15 protein-coding genes are annotated in these 15,923 nt (G+C 42.8%); 3 read left to right on the top strand and 12 right to left on the bottom strand.

What is annotated here, in order from left to right; genetic code table 11:
• Nucleotides 1-176 precede the first annotated feature (176 nt).
• Entirely contained in the window at nt 177-1,739 is a 1,563-nt protein-coding gene (gene ffh / locus ACR63T_RS10615; protein WP_472783977.1) for a signal recognition particle protein, read from the bottom strand.
• Between the two features lie 342 nt (nt 1,740-2,081).
• Between ffh and ACR63T_RS10620 the strand changes: the two genes are divergently transcribed.
• Nucleotides 2,082-2,873, top strand: a complete 792-nt coding sequence (locus ACR63T_RS10620; protein ID WP_472783978.1) for a cytochrome C assembly family protein — start codon at nt 2,082-2,084, stop codon at nt 2,871-2,873.
• Between the two features lie 23 nt (nt 2,874-2,896).
• Here ACR63T_RS10620 and purU read toward each other — a convergent pair whose 3' ends face one another.
• Together purU and ACR63T_RS10630 are read right to left on the bottom strand one after the other, a co-directional pair.
• The gene (gene purU, locus ACR63T_RS10625) at nt 2,897-3,811 is read right to left on the bottom strand and encodes a formyltetrahydrofolate deformylase (RefSeq protein WP_472783979.1); all 915 of its coding nucleotides are present in this window, start codon (nt 3,809-3,811) and stop codon (nt 2,897-2,899) included.
• A 192-nt stretch (nt 3,812-4,003) separates the two neighbouring features.
• Complete coding sequence (locus ACR63T_RS10630) at nt 4,004-6,325, bottom strand: Ig-like domain-containing protein (protein ID WP_472783980.1); 2,322 nt, start codon at nt 6,323-6,325, stop codon at nt 4,004-4,006.
• 473 nt (nt 6,326-6,798) lie between these two features.
• On the opposite strand from ACR63T_RS10630, the gene rpmB reads away from it, so the two are divergent.
• Nucleotides 6,799-7,035 carry a 50S ribosomal protein L28 gene (rpmB, locus tag ACR63T_RS10635; protein ID WP_201569959.1) on the top strand — a complete coding sequence of 79 codons (237 nt, stop codon included), beginning with the start codon at nt 6,799-6,801 and terminating at the stop codon, nt 7,033-7,035.
• 33 nt (nt 7,036-7,068) lie between these two features.
• Nucleotides 7,069-7,224, top strand: coding sequence for a 50S ribosomal protein L33 (gene rpmG, locus ACR63T_RS10640; protein ID WP_045444249.1), 156 nt, complete (start codon nt 7,069-7,071; stop codon nt 7,222-7,224).
• A gap of 122 nt (nt 7,225-7,346) precedes the next feature.
• On the opposite strand, the gene ACR63T_RS10645 is transcribed toward rpmG, so the two are convergent.
• The 9 genes from ACR63T_RS10645 to ACR63T_RS10685 all read right to left on the bottom strand — a co-directional run bounded on the left by ACR63T_RS10645 (nt 7,347) and on the right by ACR63T_RS10685 (nt 15,921).
• Nucleotides 7,347-7,658 carry a hypothetical protein gene (locus ACR63T_RS10645; RefSeq protein ID WP_201569961.1) on the bottom strand — a complete coding sequence of 104 codons (312 nt, stop codon included), beginning with the start codon at nt 7,656-7,658 and terminating at the stop codon, nt 7,347-7,349.
• A 183-nt stretch (nt 7,659-7,841) separates the two neighbouring features.
• Complete coding sequence (locus ACR63T_RS10650) at nt 7,842-8,153, bottom strand: hypothetical protein (protein WP_201569963.1); 312 nt, start codon at nt 8,151-8,153, stop codon at nt 7,842-7,844.
• Between the two features lie 59 nt (nt 8,154-8,212).
• Nucleotides 8,213-8,578, bottom strand: coding sequence for a hypothetical protein (locus ACR63T_RS10655; protein ID WP_472783981.1), 366 nt, complete (start codon nt 8,576-8,578; stop codon nt 8,213-8,215).
• Nucleotides 8,579-8,668: 90 nt separating this feature from the next.
• Nucleotides 8,669-9,358, bottom strand: a complete 690-nt coding sequence (gene rpe, locus ACR63T_RS10660; protein WP_305898772.1) for a ribulose-phosphate 3-epimerase — start codon at nt 9,356-9,358, stop codon at nt 8,669-8,671.
• Nucleotides 9,359-9,435: 77 nt separating this feature from the next.
• Nucleotides 9,436-9,648 carry a TIGR03643 family protein gene (locus ACR63T_RS10665; protein ID WP_472785270.1) on the bottom strand — a complete coding sequence of 71 codons (213 nt, stop codon included), beginning with the start codon at nt 9,646-9,648 and terminating at the stop codon, nt 9,436-9,438.
• A 260-nt stretch (nt 9,649-9,908) separates the two neighbouring features.
• Nucleotides 9,909-10,835 carry an S-formylglutathione hydrolase gene (fghA, locus tag ACR63T_RS10670; RefSeq protein ID WP_472783982.1) on the bottom strand — a complete coding sequence of 309 codons (927 nt, stop codon included), beginning with the start codon at nt 10,833-10,835 and terminating at the stop codon, nt 9,909-9,911.
• A 200-nt stretch (nt 10,836-11,035) separates the two neighbouring features.
• Nucleotides 11,036-12,526: a C13 family peptidase gene (locus ACR63T_RS10675; RefSeq protein WP_472783983.1), complete on the bottom strand. Its 1,491-nt coding sequence runs from the start codon at nt 12,524-12,526 to the stop codon at nt 11,036-11,038.
• A 220-nt stretch (nt 12,527-12,746) separates the two neighbouring features.
• Nucleotides 12,747-14,801, bottom strand: coding sequence for a molecular chaperone HtpG (gene htpG / locus ACR63T_RS10680; protein WP_472783984.1), 2,055 nt, complete (start codon nt 14,799-14,801; stop codon nt 12,747-12,749).
• Between the two features lie 304 nt (nt 14,802-15,105).
• Nucleotides 15,106-15,921: a thioesterase family protein gene (locus ACR63T_RS10685; RefSeq protein WP_305898776.1), complete on the bottom strand. Its 816-nt coding sequence runs from the start codon at nt 15,919-15,921 to the stop codon at nt 15,106-15,108.
• Nucleotides 15,922-15,923: the final 2 nt, after the last annotated feature.

A 15,923-nucleotide genomic window follows, 5' to 3' on the forward strand; every position in this document is an offset into this window, starting at 1 on the left:
ACCTTAAACAACAAATGCTAGCGCGTAAGATGGACTGTATCACACCGATAATAAGGTAATGACTCACAATCGGTGCGCTGGGCGCACCCTACAAAAACTGACCACACTCCGTAAAATCAAAAAAAGCCCCAAAACCATCACTAGCCTTGGAGCTTTTTCTAAAAAACTAAATCACTTTAAAACCGCTTCTTAAAACCTTTTGGCGCTTGGTTTTGCAGCTCTTGCATCTCTCTTTGCATGTCTTCCGCGCTTGGCATATTATTTGGATCAAGTCCCATTTGCTTCGCTATGTCTGCTTGGTTGACATTTTTCATGCCCCCGCCTTGCCCTTTAGCATTGCCACCGCCACCGAATAATGGTCCACCACCGCCGCCACCTGCACCGCCGCCACCCATTAGTCCTTGCATAGACTTCATCATTTTTCCGATGCCTTCAGGCTTGGAGATCATTTTCATCATTTTTGCCATTTGCTTATGCTGCTTGAGCAAACGATTGACGTCTTGAATCTCGCGTCCTGAACCTGCGGCAATACGACGCTTACGGCTAGGATTGATCTTATCAGGATTCTTACGCTCAAACGGGGTCATAGAATTGATCAACGCCTCCATCTCCTTAACTTTCTCTTCAGGCTTAGCATCTTCAACGGCCTTTTGCATATCAGAGCCGCCCATACCTGGCATCTTATCTAAAAACCCTGACATACCACCCATACTTTTCATTTGTTGAAACTGAGTGAGTAGATCCTCAAGGTCGAAGTCGCCGCCCTTTTGCATCTTTTTCGCCATTTTTTCGGCTTTATCACGGTCGATTTTTTGCTCGACTTCTTCCACTAAGCTGAGTACGTCGCCCATACCAAGAATACGCTGAGCGATACGATCAGGATGGAACAGCTCTAGCGCATCTAACTTCTCACCGCGACCTAAGAATTTGATTGGCTTGCCCGTAATAGCACGGACGGATAGTGCCGCTCCACCACGAGCATCACCATCAGTCTTAGTTAAGATAACACCTGTTAATGGTAGCGCATCATCAAAAGCCTTTGCAGTATTCGCCGCATCTTGCCCTGTCATCGCATCGACGACGAATAGCGTCTCTGATGGATTGACAGCGGCGGTCAAAGCTTTGATCTCAGCCATCATCGCCTCATCGATAGCTAGGCGACCTGCGGTATCGATGATCAAGATATCTTGATATTGAATCTTGGCTTCTTCGATAGCGCGCATGGCAATATCGATAGGGTTTTCATCAGCGCTTGAATTGACAAATTTGGCATTGACCTGCCCTGCTACTTGTTCAAGCTGCTGTATCGCTGCTGGACGATAAACGTCAGCTGAGACTAGCATGACTTTCTTTTTATGACGCTCTTGCAGATATTTAGCCAATTTACCAGCGGTGGTGGTTTTACCTGCACCTTGCAAGCCTGCTAATAGATAGACTACAGGTGGCTTACCGGTCATCTCAAGCTGCTGATTGGCACTGCCCATCATCTCGGTCAGCTCGTCATGGACGATTTTTACAAAGGCTTGGCCTGGTGCTAGCTCTTTAAGTACTTCTGCACCCAATGCTTGTTCTTTGACGCGCTTGACAAAGTCACGAGTCACAGGCAGTGCCACATCCGCTTCTAACAGCGCCATGCGTACTTCACGCAAGGTGTCTTTAATATTATCTTCGGTTAGCTGGCCTGTACCTGCGATATTGCGCAGGCTTGAGGATAGACGTTCGGTTAAAGTATCAAACATAAATAGCTCTCATGGGGTGATGAATTTTTAAATTTTTACAAATAGTGTTTTGGTCACTGGCTTTTAAGCAGTATTTAGTGAATGCTATAACAGCATCTTTATACGATTGATTTTAATTATCATTTTTTAGCAAATCAACTTTAATAGCGTTTTTACCTTTTTAGTATTAGTCGCAACTCTCACAAATAATAATGCAGATGATTCTCAATTAAGCTCTATTTTATGATAAATTGGAAGATTATTCTAATCATAACATTTTAGCATCACCTTGAGCGCGGCTATGTAATATTAGCTACTAATACTAATATTGAGCTGTGCTCAAATAATCAATGAGGCTTGCCTGTGTTGCTTGCATTTGTGATAGCCAGTATCGCTTATATCGCGGTCACTCTCTATATCGGTTGGGCACTGACAAACAATAAGACGATTCATAAACGCACTAGTCTTGGTCTTTTACTAGTGGGGATGCTTGCCCATGCCACGCTGCTATATCCTTATATCTTTACGCTTTATGGATTGAATTTTAATCTATTCAATGTATTTAGCCTTATCAGTTTATTTTTCTTATTCTTTTATGTGCTGTTCTCATTATATCGCCCTATTGTCAGTTTGGGAATTTTGGCTGCACCTACCGCCTTTTTAGGTATGATTATTGGCTACATAGGTCGTGCGCCTTATCAGCCTTTGACTGATGTCAGTGTAGGGCTTGAAGCACATATTATTCTCTCATTCGCCGCTTACTGCGTGCTACTCATGGCAGCGGTTCAAGCGCTGTTTTTACGCCTGCAGATCCGTGAGCTCAAACAAAATACCTTTCACCGCTTTTGGGTCAATAAACTCCCCTCTCTACAGACTATGGAGAGTTTATTATTTGATATGATTTTAGTCGGCTTTGTACTACTCAGTATCGCGCTGGGGATAGGCTTTATCTATGTAGAAGATTTATTTGCTCAGCATATTGTTCACAAGACCGTATTTAGCGTCTTATCATGGTTGCTGTTTGGCTTGCTATTGCTAGGTAATTGGCGGGGTGACCTGCGCGGCAAACGCGCAGCTAATATGACTTTTTATGCTTTTATACTGTTAGCAATCGGCTTTATTGGTAGTAAGTTTGTGCTGGAGTTTTTGGTTTAAGCTATTAGAGTAAGGATTATTCGCTAATTAAAAACAACGGTTTTATTGCCAGCGACGATTACCCGATTTTGTACATGCCAATTCACCGCGCGTGCTAGCACGTTACGCTCAATATCGCGGCCTATAGCTCGCAGCTCTACTACCCCTTGTCTGTGAGTCACTCGGTGCACATCTTGCTCAATGATAGGCCCTTGATCGAGCTCTGCTGTCACATAATGCGCAGTAGCACCAATCAGTTTTACGCCTTTTTCATAGGCTTGCCGATAAGGATCTGCGCCTACAAACGCTGGCAAAAATGAATGATGAATATTAATGATTTGCATCGGCCAACGCTTAACAAAATCTGATGATAATATTTGCATATATCGTGCTAATACCAATAAATCATTATCCGCCATCAGCTTATCAATTTGCGCCTCTGCCTTAGCTTTATTGTCCTTAGTCACTGGTACATAGTGAAAATCGATACCGAAGTTTTCCACCGCTTGTCGCAAATCTTCGTGATTGCTAATCACCATAGTAATAGTGCAATCAAGCAAGCCGCGCTGATGTCGCCACAGTAAGTCTAGCAAGGCATGATCAAACTTCGACACCAAAATACCTACTTTAGTCTTAATCGCATTATCGTGCAGTCGCCAAGTCATGTCATAGCGCTTGGCCACAGTATGAGCGAAGCTGGCCTCAAAGTTATCAATAATCTCGCTCAAGCCTGCCAAAGCAAACTCTAAACGCATAAAGTATTGCCCACCTTCATGCGCGGTTGAATACTGATCTAGAGTGATAATATTACCGCCATAGCGATGAATAAACTCAGAGACAGCTTGCACAATGCCGGCTTGGTCGCGGCACTTGATTAGCAAGGTAGCGGTATCGGTAGTTATCGCTTTATCTAAATTATTATCTAAAGTAGTGTTTTGGTTTTTAGTATTGTCTAACATAGTGCGCCCAATATAGATGTAAAATGCAGCCTGCCATCGGTGAAATATGTTTTTGATGGCACAGTAGGCCGACTATTTTAATCCTTTTTACGAAAGTTTGCTGATTGGGTTGCTTGTATTTTGTTATTTAGATTCCTCATACAAAAAAACCCTCAATCATTGAGGGTTCTTTGGTTTATATATGATCAAAAATTACTGAATAACATAAGTCTGAGTAGTGGTGCTATTCTTAGGCGAGGTTGCAGATATCTTGAAAAAGTCACCCGCTTGACACTTATCTAGAGCATAAGTATTAACGGTACCTGTATTATCACCAGGTTTGCCTGGATTGACTAGCCCAGGAACTTTATCAAAGCCTGCGACGAATTCTACAGTACAAGTCAAATTCTCTTGTTCGATGCTAATATCGCCATCTGGTATTGCAATGAACGCTGATGTTCTGCCATTCCCTTGTGCATTGGTATTGACTGTAAACTCAGTATCACCTTTTTTAACCTTTATGGTAGCATTAGAGTTTGCATCAGTGATACTGATGACAAAACCGTTAGTAATAGGTGTAGCTGGAATAATTGTAGCTACAGGATTACTTTTTGTTTTATCAACAACTGATCCAGTTATAACAGTGCCTGATGGCATTGGGTTTAGGTCATAAAACCCACCACTATTAATGCGCACACTAACCATCTTATCTGCGCCAGTTATAACCTGTGAGCTAGGCTGTAATAGCATAAAGCTTGCATTACTGCCATTCGATAATAATTGAATGGATTGATAGCGTACAACAGCATTGAGACCCTTGCTACAGGTACTCGGTTTATTTGGTGATACGAAAGTATTAAAGAAATTTTCTTCGAAAGCTAATTTTTTTGGTTCAGTCAGCGTAGGAAACTTAAGATTTATAAACTGTCTAATATTATCCTCACATTGCCCAGTGGCTTGGGTAGTTAACGGATAAGTAAACTCACCTATATCATAGCCACCCTTGATATGTGACGTTTTATAACCACCGTTCTCATTATCATCACGGAAAGTATCACCAATATTATGCACTAAGGTATCAATACCTTCATCCCATGCGTTATTTTCATTCTGATCGATATAGGTCTTTTCACCTTCAGCTACGGCTAGTAAGCTTACGCGACCGTCACCTGGACGTGGGTTTTGGGTAGAGAACTCAACGCTACACTCACCATTGATAGTCCCGCAGCTAGAGGGGAATACTTTACCACCTTCAGCAGTAAAGCTGACTATTGTACCATCAGGTACTTTATTGCCATTGCGATCAACCATGCGAGCAGCGACAGACGTCTTGTCACCATCTGCACCCCAGTCCAATACATTTGCACCAAATGACAAGCTCAATCCATCTTGAGTCACTCGGGAGCTATCAATAAAGATACCTTTAGATAAAGCATTGATATTAGAATCACTCACTAAAGTTGCTTTAATCTCTACTGGCCCTGGAGTTGCACCAGGATATATCTGTATAGAAACCTGACCATTCTCATCGGTCGTAACAAATCTTTCAGCTCTATTGCCCAATACGCCGAATGTCAAATCAAAAGGTGCTTTATTTAAGGTGAGTTTGACCGCTTGATTCGCTAGAGGGATGTTGTTTGAATAGACCGTAAACTCTACTATTCCCGTGGCTGATGAGCCGCTGTTTTGAGCGCCTAATCTAAAGGAATCTGAGGTAAATACGATAGAGTTTGCCTCAGGTGCTTCAACCGTTATATTAGCAGACTGAACTTTGTTTCCTGTACTTGCTGAAATACGCACATTACCACTACATAGCGTATTATCGCTATTAATCGCTTTATACACTACTTCGATCATGCCATCAGAATCTGAGCTCATTTGCGTCGGCAACTGACCACAACTGCTGTTTAAGTTGGTGAGTATGCCACTCAAAGGATTACCTGCTGTATCACTAACCTTGAAGGATACTTTTGTCTGTCCACCTGATGGTAATAGAGGCTCCTCTACTGTTAATGCACTAAACGTCACATCTGTTGCTTGTACAGAAAAAGTTAAATTATTAACCGCTGTATTACTCTCATTCGTAGCCGTTGCAGTAATAGTATAAGCTCCTGACACCTCCGGCGCATTAGGCTTTAGAAAAATACGCGCCTTGCCTTCACTATCAGTCAAACTAGAGCCTGATGTCGTTTGTGATAAAACAATACCTTGTGCATCGATTGAGAAGCTAACTTTAGTATTTGCTATTGGATTACTATTCGCATCAGTCACTATCACTTCATAATAAGCGCCATCTAGGTTTACAGTAGTGACGGTATCACCATCTGCATTAAGCAATTTGCTACTAGTAATATTCAGCGCTTCAACAGGCTGCCCACTACCATTATCCCCACCGCCTGTCTGACCACCATTATTACCCCCATCAAAGGGAGGCGCAACCGTATCCGTGCCGTCACCGCCACAACCTGCTAAGGCTAACGCTACTGTCAGCGCTGTGAATTTGAACAACTTAGAAGTAAGTGGGCTATAGGACATGTTTGGAGCTCCAAATCGACAAGATTTTATTAAATATATAGGTTGAAATGACTATACAAAAAACTGCACTTCTTCATTAAAGTACAATTCCATGGCGATAATTTTTATATTACAGCTTGTATAAAATTTCTAACAGTAACTTTACTGCCTTTTACACGCGCTTACAACAAATATTTAGTTTTAAAGCTAAATATTGAACAACATTGCTATGCAAATTCAGGGTATAATAAGCACCGATAAAACAGCCTATATTTATAAAATAATTTGAATATTTATTGATTCTGTGGTATAAATGTCGGCTTTAAAATTTTCTGAATTGGTCACTCTGTTATTTGCCTTTATATGACAGTTTTATCAGCTCAACCTTCATATAGTTTTGTTTAGCAAGATGTTGCTTGCTGCGTCCATGCCGTAAATGCGCAACTTGCCTAAACGGGTATAATAGCTTATACCGTATAGATTAGGAGTTCACCATGTCTAAAGTTTGCCAAGTGACTGGAAAGCGCCCTATGGTTGGTAATAATGTTTCGCACGCAAACAACAAAACCCGCCGTCGCTTCCTACCAAACCTTCATAACCATCGTTTTTGGGTAGAGTCTGAGAATCGCTTTGTGCGTCTACGTATCTCTACTAAAGGTATGCGTATCATCGACAAACTAGGTATTGATAAAGTGCTTGCAGATTTGCGCGCACAAGGTCAAAAAGTTTAAGCCGAGCGCTTCACTATTCAAAGGAAAGCTGTCATGAGAGATAAAATCAAGTTAGTATCAACTGCTGGTACTGGGTATTACTACACTACCACCAAGAACAAACGTACTATGCCTGGCAAAATGGAAATGAAGAAATTCGATCCAAAAATTCGTCAGCACGTAATGTTTAAAGAAGCAAAAATCAAATAATTCGTTATTTTTGATATAATGTTTTGAATAATAAAAAAAGGGTTTATCAATTGATAAACCCTTTTTTTATGCGCTAACTATATTTACCCTCTAACTACTCACTGGCTATTAACTATCAGCTATTAACTATAGTTAGCCGGCTCTTTATCATACACATGAGCATGCCATTGGCTCATCTGCTTTTGCATAATGACTTGAATGGCGGCATGAATCATATGCTGCCCTATCGACTGCGTATCACTACCTAGCAGATCTTTTAGCTTATCAGAGAAGTCTATGGTCATCAGTGGCTCATCATCTTTCTCGGTATCGCGTAGTAGCAAAGTACCATTTTCAGCTTCAACTAATTCAAGAGTGGTCTCTTTAGCAAAGCTTGCAAACTGATCACCGCTATCGTGATCGACTTCTATCTCATTATCAATGTCGTATGGCATTCAATGTCTTCCTTATTATTATACCGTCTTTTATCAACTGCTAATAACACAGTCGAAATAGGTGTAACTCCTACAATGGACGCTTTACGAGCAAATTTCAAGGGTCAAGATCTAAAGCATGTCTAAGTTTAGATAATTGGATTGGCTTTATTAGATTTTAAATTAGCGCCGGTAGCGTAGTTCTTAACGCCAATAACGCAATTTGCCTATCGTAAATAATAGTGCGACAAACATCCCCATAAAATATGCCAGTTTCAGCTCAAAGCTGGGGTCACGATACTTGACAGGTAAAGCGACTACTGTGATCGCTGTTGGTAAAATAATTAACATCAGCAGCCAATTTTCGATAACGTTGAGCCAGCCCTGAAGACCAGTACCATTACGCAATGAGGCTAATCCTAACAATAGACAACCCACAATCAGACTAGTAAATAGGACGTTTGGTAAGTCTTTTGGATAGATAGTATTAGCGATTTTGGTGGGGACAATTTGCATGCAAAATTCCAGTCAGCTCTAAAGCGACGACTTCATTAATAAATAAATTAAAAAACAGCTTAACTATAAGTACCCATCAGCCATAGCAGAGAAATACAAGAGGTCAAATATCCCAAGCTGATCGCGTTCCAGCCTGCAACGTCAGCGCCTTTTACTTTATTAAAAAGGCGCGAGCCGAGCCAAAATAATAACGGAATACCGACCACGAATCCTGGTACTAATACTGCGGCGTGACGTAACACTTCTGCAGTGTCGTGACCGGCGATAATACGAGCCACATAGCCTGCTACGCTCAATATCAAGGCAAAGATAGCCAAGCCGATAGTAATCCCTTTGGGCACTAAGCTACGCGGACTTGCTTGATTATTATTACCATCAGCGCTGACTGACGTAGCTGACGTAATGTTCAAGTTTTGGCTATCCATAAATCACCTCTTTTTTATACTCATAAAAAACAATGGGGTTAGCTTTAAATGGAGTCAAATACTAATAAAGCAAGCCGATCATTAGGCTTATCAGTTACTATTGGCTAGAGCAAGCTCATCACGCATAGCACTGATTGCTACTGTATAGTCGCCTTGATTAAAGATAGCCGAGCCTGCTACAAACATATCAGCGCCCGCCTCGGCAATAGCGCGAATATTACTAGCCTTAATACCACCATCGACCTCAAGGCGAATATCACGACCACTAGCGTCTATTAGTTGACGCACCGCACGTACTTTATCTAAAGTGCTATCAATAAACGACTGACCACCGAAGCCTGGGTTGACGCTCATCAGTAAGATTTGGTCGACTTTATCCATAACGTAATCTAGATAATGTAGCGGGGTCGCAGGATTGAGTACTAAGCCGCATTTAGCGCCGCCATCCTTAATTAACTGCAAAGAGCGATCAATATGCCCACTTGCCTCAGGATGAAAAGTAATCACACTCGCGCCAGCTTCTAAAAACTGCTCAATCATACCATCGACAGGCGACACCATTAGATGTACATCAATCGGTGCATCAATACCATAATCGCGCAGGGCACTGCATATCATGCTACCAAAGGTAAGATTAGGCACATAATGATTGTCCATGACATCGAAGTGAATCACATCTGCGCCAGAGGCTAACACTTGCTCAACTTCTGCGCCTAAGCGTGCGAAATCAGCGGAAAGAATAGAGGGCGCGATCAGATATTTTTTATCGGGAGAAATCATAATAGATATTATCCAATTAGCTGGTATTGAAAATTAGTTAAAGACTAAATCGTATAAAGTATTAAGTCGTATAAAGTCTAGCGCGGCTTATATTGGGTCTTGCAATAAGCACGGCCGACTTCAAAGCTGCGCTTGGCTTGGTGCTTGGTATCGCGGCCGGTTACCCGCTCACGCCATAGTCTAAATGATGACGACTTTAGCTGTTGACGCATCAGCTTAATAACAGCAGTCTCATCGAGACCATAGCTGTGCTCTATTGCCCCAAAGGTCGTTCTATCCTCCCAAGCCATCTCTATCACTCGAGATAGCTGCGACTCATCGAGATCGTTTATATCCGCTTTGGCAGCAGGTTCTGATATATCGGCTGAGCCTTTAGATTCAGTATCAATCTCAGTACTAACCTCAGTATCTAAGTTATCTTTTGCTTGTAGCGCTTTATCCATATCAGCCTGCATAATAGCAAGCGATGATTTGGCGTGTTGGTTTTGAGATTCTGTCATAAGTAATAACCTTTTGATGAGTTACTATTCTAAAATTATTTGTTTTTATATTAGTGCTTATTCATTGGGCGACGGCTACTCGCCAAATCAGCCGCTTTACAATGATGCTCGATATGATCATCCATCATGCTTTGAATGAAGTAATAGCTATGATCATGACCAGCCTGATAACGTAACGTTAAGGGCTGCTTGGCTTTTTGACAGGCTTGCTGTAGCTTAGGCGTTTGTAGCTGGCCGTCCGCTAAAAACTCATCACTAGCACCTTGATCCACTAAGATACTAGAGTATTGCTGGCCAACTTGCTCAATAGTGAAGCTGGCATCAACGTCCTGCCATAATGATTTATCTTCACCGAAGTATTCTGTAAAAGCGGCTTGTCCCCATGCTGATTCACTGGCAGCGCAAACGGGTGATAATGCTGAGACGCTGACAAACTTACTAGGGAATTTAAAGCCTAATAGCAGTGCACCATGACCGCCCATAGAGTGACCCATAATCCCTATACTGCTGATCGCAAACTCTGCCCGCAGCAAGTCATAGAGCTCATCGACGATATAGCTTTGCATATTAAAGTGAGTCGACCAAGGCACGCGCGTTGCGTCCACGTAGTAGCTTGCCCCTTGTCCTACAAAGTAACGCTCATCATTAGGAACTTCAAAATCCGAATCTGGATCACTACGCGGCGAGGTATCAGGTGCAATAAATATCATCCCAAGCTCGCTACATTTTTTTTGAAAGTGTGCTTTGTGCGTGACATTATCCGCATTACAGGTTAGACCTGATAGATACATAATCGCAGGACAGCGCTTACCACTAAGCGCCTCATCAGGCAAGTAAATACTAAAGCTCATCGGTGTTTTAGTAGCATCTGATTGATGACTATAATAATACTGCTCACCCTCAAAGCAGCGATTGCTACTGACTTTAGTTAGCTGAGTATTAGCAGGCAAACTGTGCGCATGATAGTTATTTATCATCGAAGATCCCTTCATGTTGTTAATTAATAAGTGTTGGCTTAACGCTTATAGCGGCTCAGCTCATAATGCTCTACACCACAGCTGTCGCTAAGCGCCCTGCTTGCAAGACCTGTTGCTATTATACAAACTTAAAACAGAGTCTCTATGGGTTTTGTATGACAGTTTGTTAGGGCTTGTTGGTTTCAGCAATCCTATCAATATCAATTGGCAGGAGCAATAGTAACGGCCATATCCCCAAGTGCATTATCATCAAATTCACTGATATTAAGTGCAGTGCCATTAAGTTCACTGCCATCATTTATCAGTTCTATAGCAGGACGCGACTTATCAAATAGCACTTGCTCAAAAGCTGGCAACGCGGTTTTCATCAAGCTACCTACTATCATTTGCGGCTCAGATGGCTCGAAACCCATGAAGCCTTCGCGCGCGCTTACCCGCAATTTTGCGGCCTCAAAAGCGGCTTCAAAGCTAGTGTTTTCACGCAGGCTCTCGGCAAAAAACGCTTGACCAAAATAAGTCATCTCAGCGCTATTGGTACAGCCAAACGACATCTTGTCCGCAGCTGACGCAGTAATAACTACTGTAGTTGGCGAAGCTAAATCATCGATAAAAGAGCCAGCATAACAAGCAGAGACGACGATGACGCGCCAGCGAATACCTGAAACATCTAGAGCCTCGCGTAGCCAAGCAGCGTCTAAGTTATCCATCTCTAAAGGCGGATTTGATAATTGCACGATATCTTGATCGCCATGCGAAGACAAAGTAAGAAACAATACATCCTCGTCGCTATTCATCTGTTGACCGATTCTTTTCAGGCCTCGCAAGATACTAGTCTTAGTCGCGATAGGCTCATCGAGCCAGCTATAAGTGTTATTAATTAAAGACAAGGATCGCCCACTCGTACCAAAACGGACATCGAATAATTCACGCACTTTGTTAATCTCTGAACGAAAAACATCTTGTTCTGAGAAGCCTGCCACACCCATAAAATACCAATCACTAGCGCCAGACTTGCTGACATCAATACCATTTAGCGCTTGTTGCAATAGGCGTGGTTGCTCATATAGAGCGTCCTCCGCGAGTACAGGCTGTACTGGTATCTGCTTAAATATAGGCTGATCCGCGACGTTGTTTTGCCAAATCGTCAATAATCCCACAGCACCAATCAAAACGATGATACGTTCCCACCAAGGGATACGTAGACGGCGACTAAATATCCATAGCAGGGCTAGCGTCTGCCATAAAAATAGCACCAAGAACAGCATAGGTAAGAATGAATAACTCCATTCGGGTAACCAGCCTTGATGACCAAAAAACTGTACTATGCTTTGTAAAAGCGCTGACAAGGTATCAGCAACCAGCCATAGGACAACAGGTACAAATAATAGCCCCTGATTGCCTGCCCGACGCGCAAGAATAATACCCGCCAGTAAAATAATGGCTGGCCAGATGAGGTAACTGACTAATCCTTGCTCATTAAAGACACTACCGCTCTCGGATGCAAGCCAAGAGAACAGTACGTTGCTACCAAGGGCTAAAGAAGCGAATAGCGCAAACTGTATAAAGGTTGGTTTTACCCAAGAAAAAGCACGGGTTGACCCTACCAGCATCCACAAGGCAGCGATAATATTGGCAGCGAAATTAAGCGAGAAGCGCTGAAGGGAAATAGTTTTTAATGATGCAAGTGACAAAGACTTAGACCTCTATCCAATCGAGCCATTAATAGCACGGCAATAGCAGGTATTATAGCCTAAATAATAAGTCTATTTTATTAATCTCACGCGATTGTAACGGATTGTCAGTTAAGACGATAAGACTGATTTGTAAAAGCTGTAGGAAAATCACAAAAAAAGAGGCCTTAATTCTAAGACCTCCTTTATTATCACTCTATTAAGCTTACTTGACGATCCATTAACGCATCAATAGCTCGTTAACTCGCTTAAGATACGCAGCTGGATCTTCTAACTGCCCGCCATCAGCGAGCAGAGCTTGATCAAATATCACTTGCGCCAAGTCATTAAAATGCTCACTGGTCTCAAGCTTCTTAATCAATGGATGATCAGGGTTGACCTCGAGCGTGGGCTTGCTCTCAGGCACCTCTTGGCCCATTTGCTTGAGCATCTGAATCATCTGCGGTGACAGCTCGCCCTCGCCTACGACTAAGCAGGCTGGACTATCAACCAAGCGCGTCGAGACTTTGACATCTTTAGCGCGCTCACCTAAAACGGTTTTGAGCTTATCAACGACCGGCTTCATGGTTTCTTCAGCTTTTTCAGCCTCAGCTTTTTCAGCTTCGTCTTGCAAGTCGCCTAAATCGACAGCACCTTTGGCGATATTCTGTAGAGGCGTCTCATCGAATGAAGTCAAGAAATTCATCGCCCATTCATCAACGCGGCTGGTCATCAGAATAACTTCGATGCCTTTTTTCTTAAATAGCTCTAATTGCGGGCTGTTCTTAGCAGCTCCCAAGTTATCAGCAGTCAGATAGTAGATGGCTTTTTGGCCTTCCTGCATGCGCGACTTATAATCTTCAAAGCTAGTCTCGACTTTATCATCAGTACTAGTCGCATAACGAAGCAGTTTGGCAATACGCTCTTGATTGCCCATGTCCTCGCCAAGACCTTCTTTGATCACATCACCAAACTCGCTATAGAACTGCGCGAACTTGCCCTGTTTATCACTATCTTCACTATTGGCAAGACTTGCTAGCATCGTTAAGATACGACGCGCGTTACCATCACGGATGGATTTAACATCGCGAGACTCTTGTAATAGCTCACGGCTGACATTAAGTGGCAAATCAGCTGAATCGATAACGCCTTTAACAAAGCGTAGATACATCGGTAATAGCTGCTCAGCGTCATCCATGATAAAGACGCGCTTCACATAGAGCTTAAGACCATGCTGCTGCTCACGCGTGTATAGATCAACAGGTGCCGTCTTAGGGATGTATAGCAGCTGAGTGTATTGTACGCGGCCCTCAACACTATTATGCGTCCAAGTCAGTGGGTCATTCATGTCATAAGTGATGTTTTTATAAAAATCAACATACTCATCATCTTCAATCTCAGAGCTTGAGCGCGTCCATAAAGCGCTGGCTTTGTTGATCGTTTCCCACTCATCGGTAAGTACCATCTCGCCATTAGGCGATGTAGCCTTGTCATCAGAGTCAGTGCCTTCTTCGACTTCGTCTTCTTGCCAGACTTCTTTACGCATCTGAATCGGCAGACTGATATGGTCTGAGTACTTATTGACTAAGCGTTTGATTCTGGCGCGATCAAGATAGCTATCTTCACCCTCGCTGCCTTCAACTACGCTGTACTCCTCTTTTAGGTGTAAAGTAATCGCTGTGCCGCGCGTGTCTTTATTGATAGGCTCAACAGTAAAGCTACCTGTGCCATCAGAGATCCAGCGCACGCCTTGATCCGCAGCATCGCCTGCTTTGCGTGATTCAACACTGATAGTGTCCGCGACAATAAAGCCTGAATAAAAGCCTACGCCAAATTGGCCAATGAGCTGACCGTCTTGCTTTTGTGATTCAGATAGCTTATCTAAGAATGCTTTGGTGCCTGATTTGGCAATAGTTCCTAAATTCTCAATGGCATCAGCTTCATCCATGCCAATGCCATTGTCAATAAAGGTAATAGTCTTAGCCGCTTCATCAACGGCAATACGAATTTTTAGCTCGCCATCATCTTCATAAAGACTGTCATCATTAGTGGCTTCAAAACGTAACTTATCACAAGCATCAGAGGCGTTAGAAACTAGCTCACGCACAAAAATATCAGCGTTAGAGTATAGCGAGTGCGTGACTAAGTGCAGCAGTTGCGCCACTTCCGCCTCAAACGTATGTTTTTTTAGTTCTGGGCTTGAATCAGTAGCATTTGACTTAGTAGCATTGTTATCGGTGCTAGTGACGCCAACGTCTTTTTCATCAATGCTTTGCTTATCAACTGGTTCACTCATAAAAAACTCCATTAATTTTAATTGAATAACTTATTATAAAATAACGACTATAAAACTTGGTAGCGCGGGCGCTAACTCACAGAATAGAATAACTCATTCAAGTCGTGGGTTAGCACTCATGCCACAACCTCAGTTTTAAATATCGCTAGACTGCTTATACTAATAGGGTCATGAGAAAATTTTTCAAGCTCAAACCAGCCAAAAATAGCGGTTAAATAAAAAACACCGCCTTAATTTTTAAGACGGTGTTTGAGATGACATAGATTTTCAGTCAATTAATAAGTATATAGATAGCCGTATATAGCTAATGTGGCATCGGGCGAATAGTCAGAATCTGCTCGCTACGACCAAACGGCCCATGAACATCATGAAGTACAGCACTAGTGACGCCAATACCGTCCTCTCCATACTGTTGAACTGCTTCGATACCCAGCCACTTTCCTACTGGCTCTCGGTGCATATGAATCTGTAAGTCAGTGTTAGGAAACATCCACTCAAGTGTTGAGAGTCCAAGTCCAAGCCTTGGTACTACTCCGTTGGCAGTATCTACCATACCCAGTAGGCGTACCACATCACTTGTTGGCATGCCTTCTACTATGTCAACATCATTAGTGATCCAGACCATACCGCGACCTGCGCGGCGATCAGCATCAGAGACCAAGTGTACCGTTTCAATAAAACCGCCTGGCCAGCCCTTCATCCCATCCCAGCTTTGCAAATCATCAGGCTTATATTTGGCGGACGCATCTTCTAGACCTGCAATGACACTAGTATCTTGAGTCATCAGTCGCCATGCTCGAGCGATAATACAATCACGACCCTGACTACTCATTACCGACTCTATTAGCTCGATAGTTCTACCAGGACGAATGCAACGAGTAGTAATGATAAAATCGTCGAGTGGTATTAGCCCCAAAATATCAAGGCTAATACGAGCAACGCGCATATTATCTTGGGGTGCAAATTCGATCAGCTCAGCGGTGAGTAGTCCTGTCGCTGGTGCCATGTGTTGCTCGTGCTCATTCCAAGCACCTTGAGCATGTTTGGTGGGATGATAGCGAGCAATACTGCTACCATCTTCTTGTTGCTTGCGTTCGATAAACTGGTAATACGCACTCATAA

The organism is Psychrobacter sp. M17(2026), from assembly GCF_055699815.1.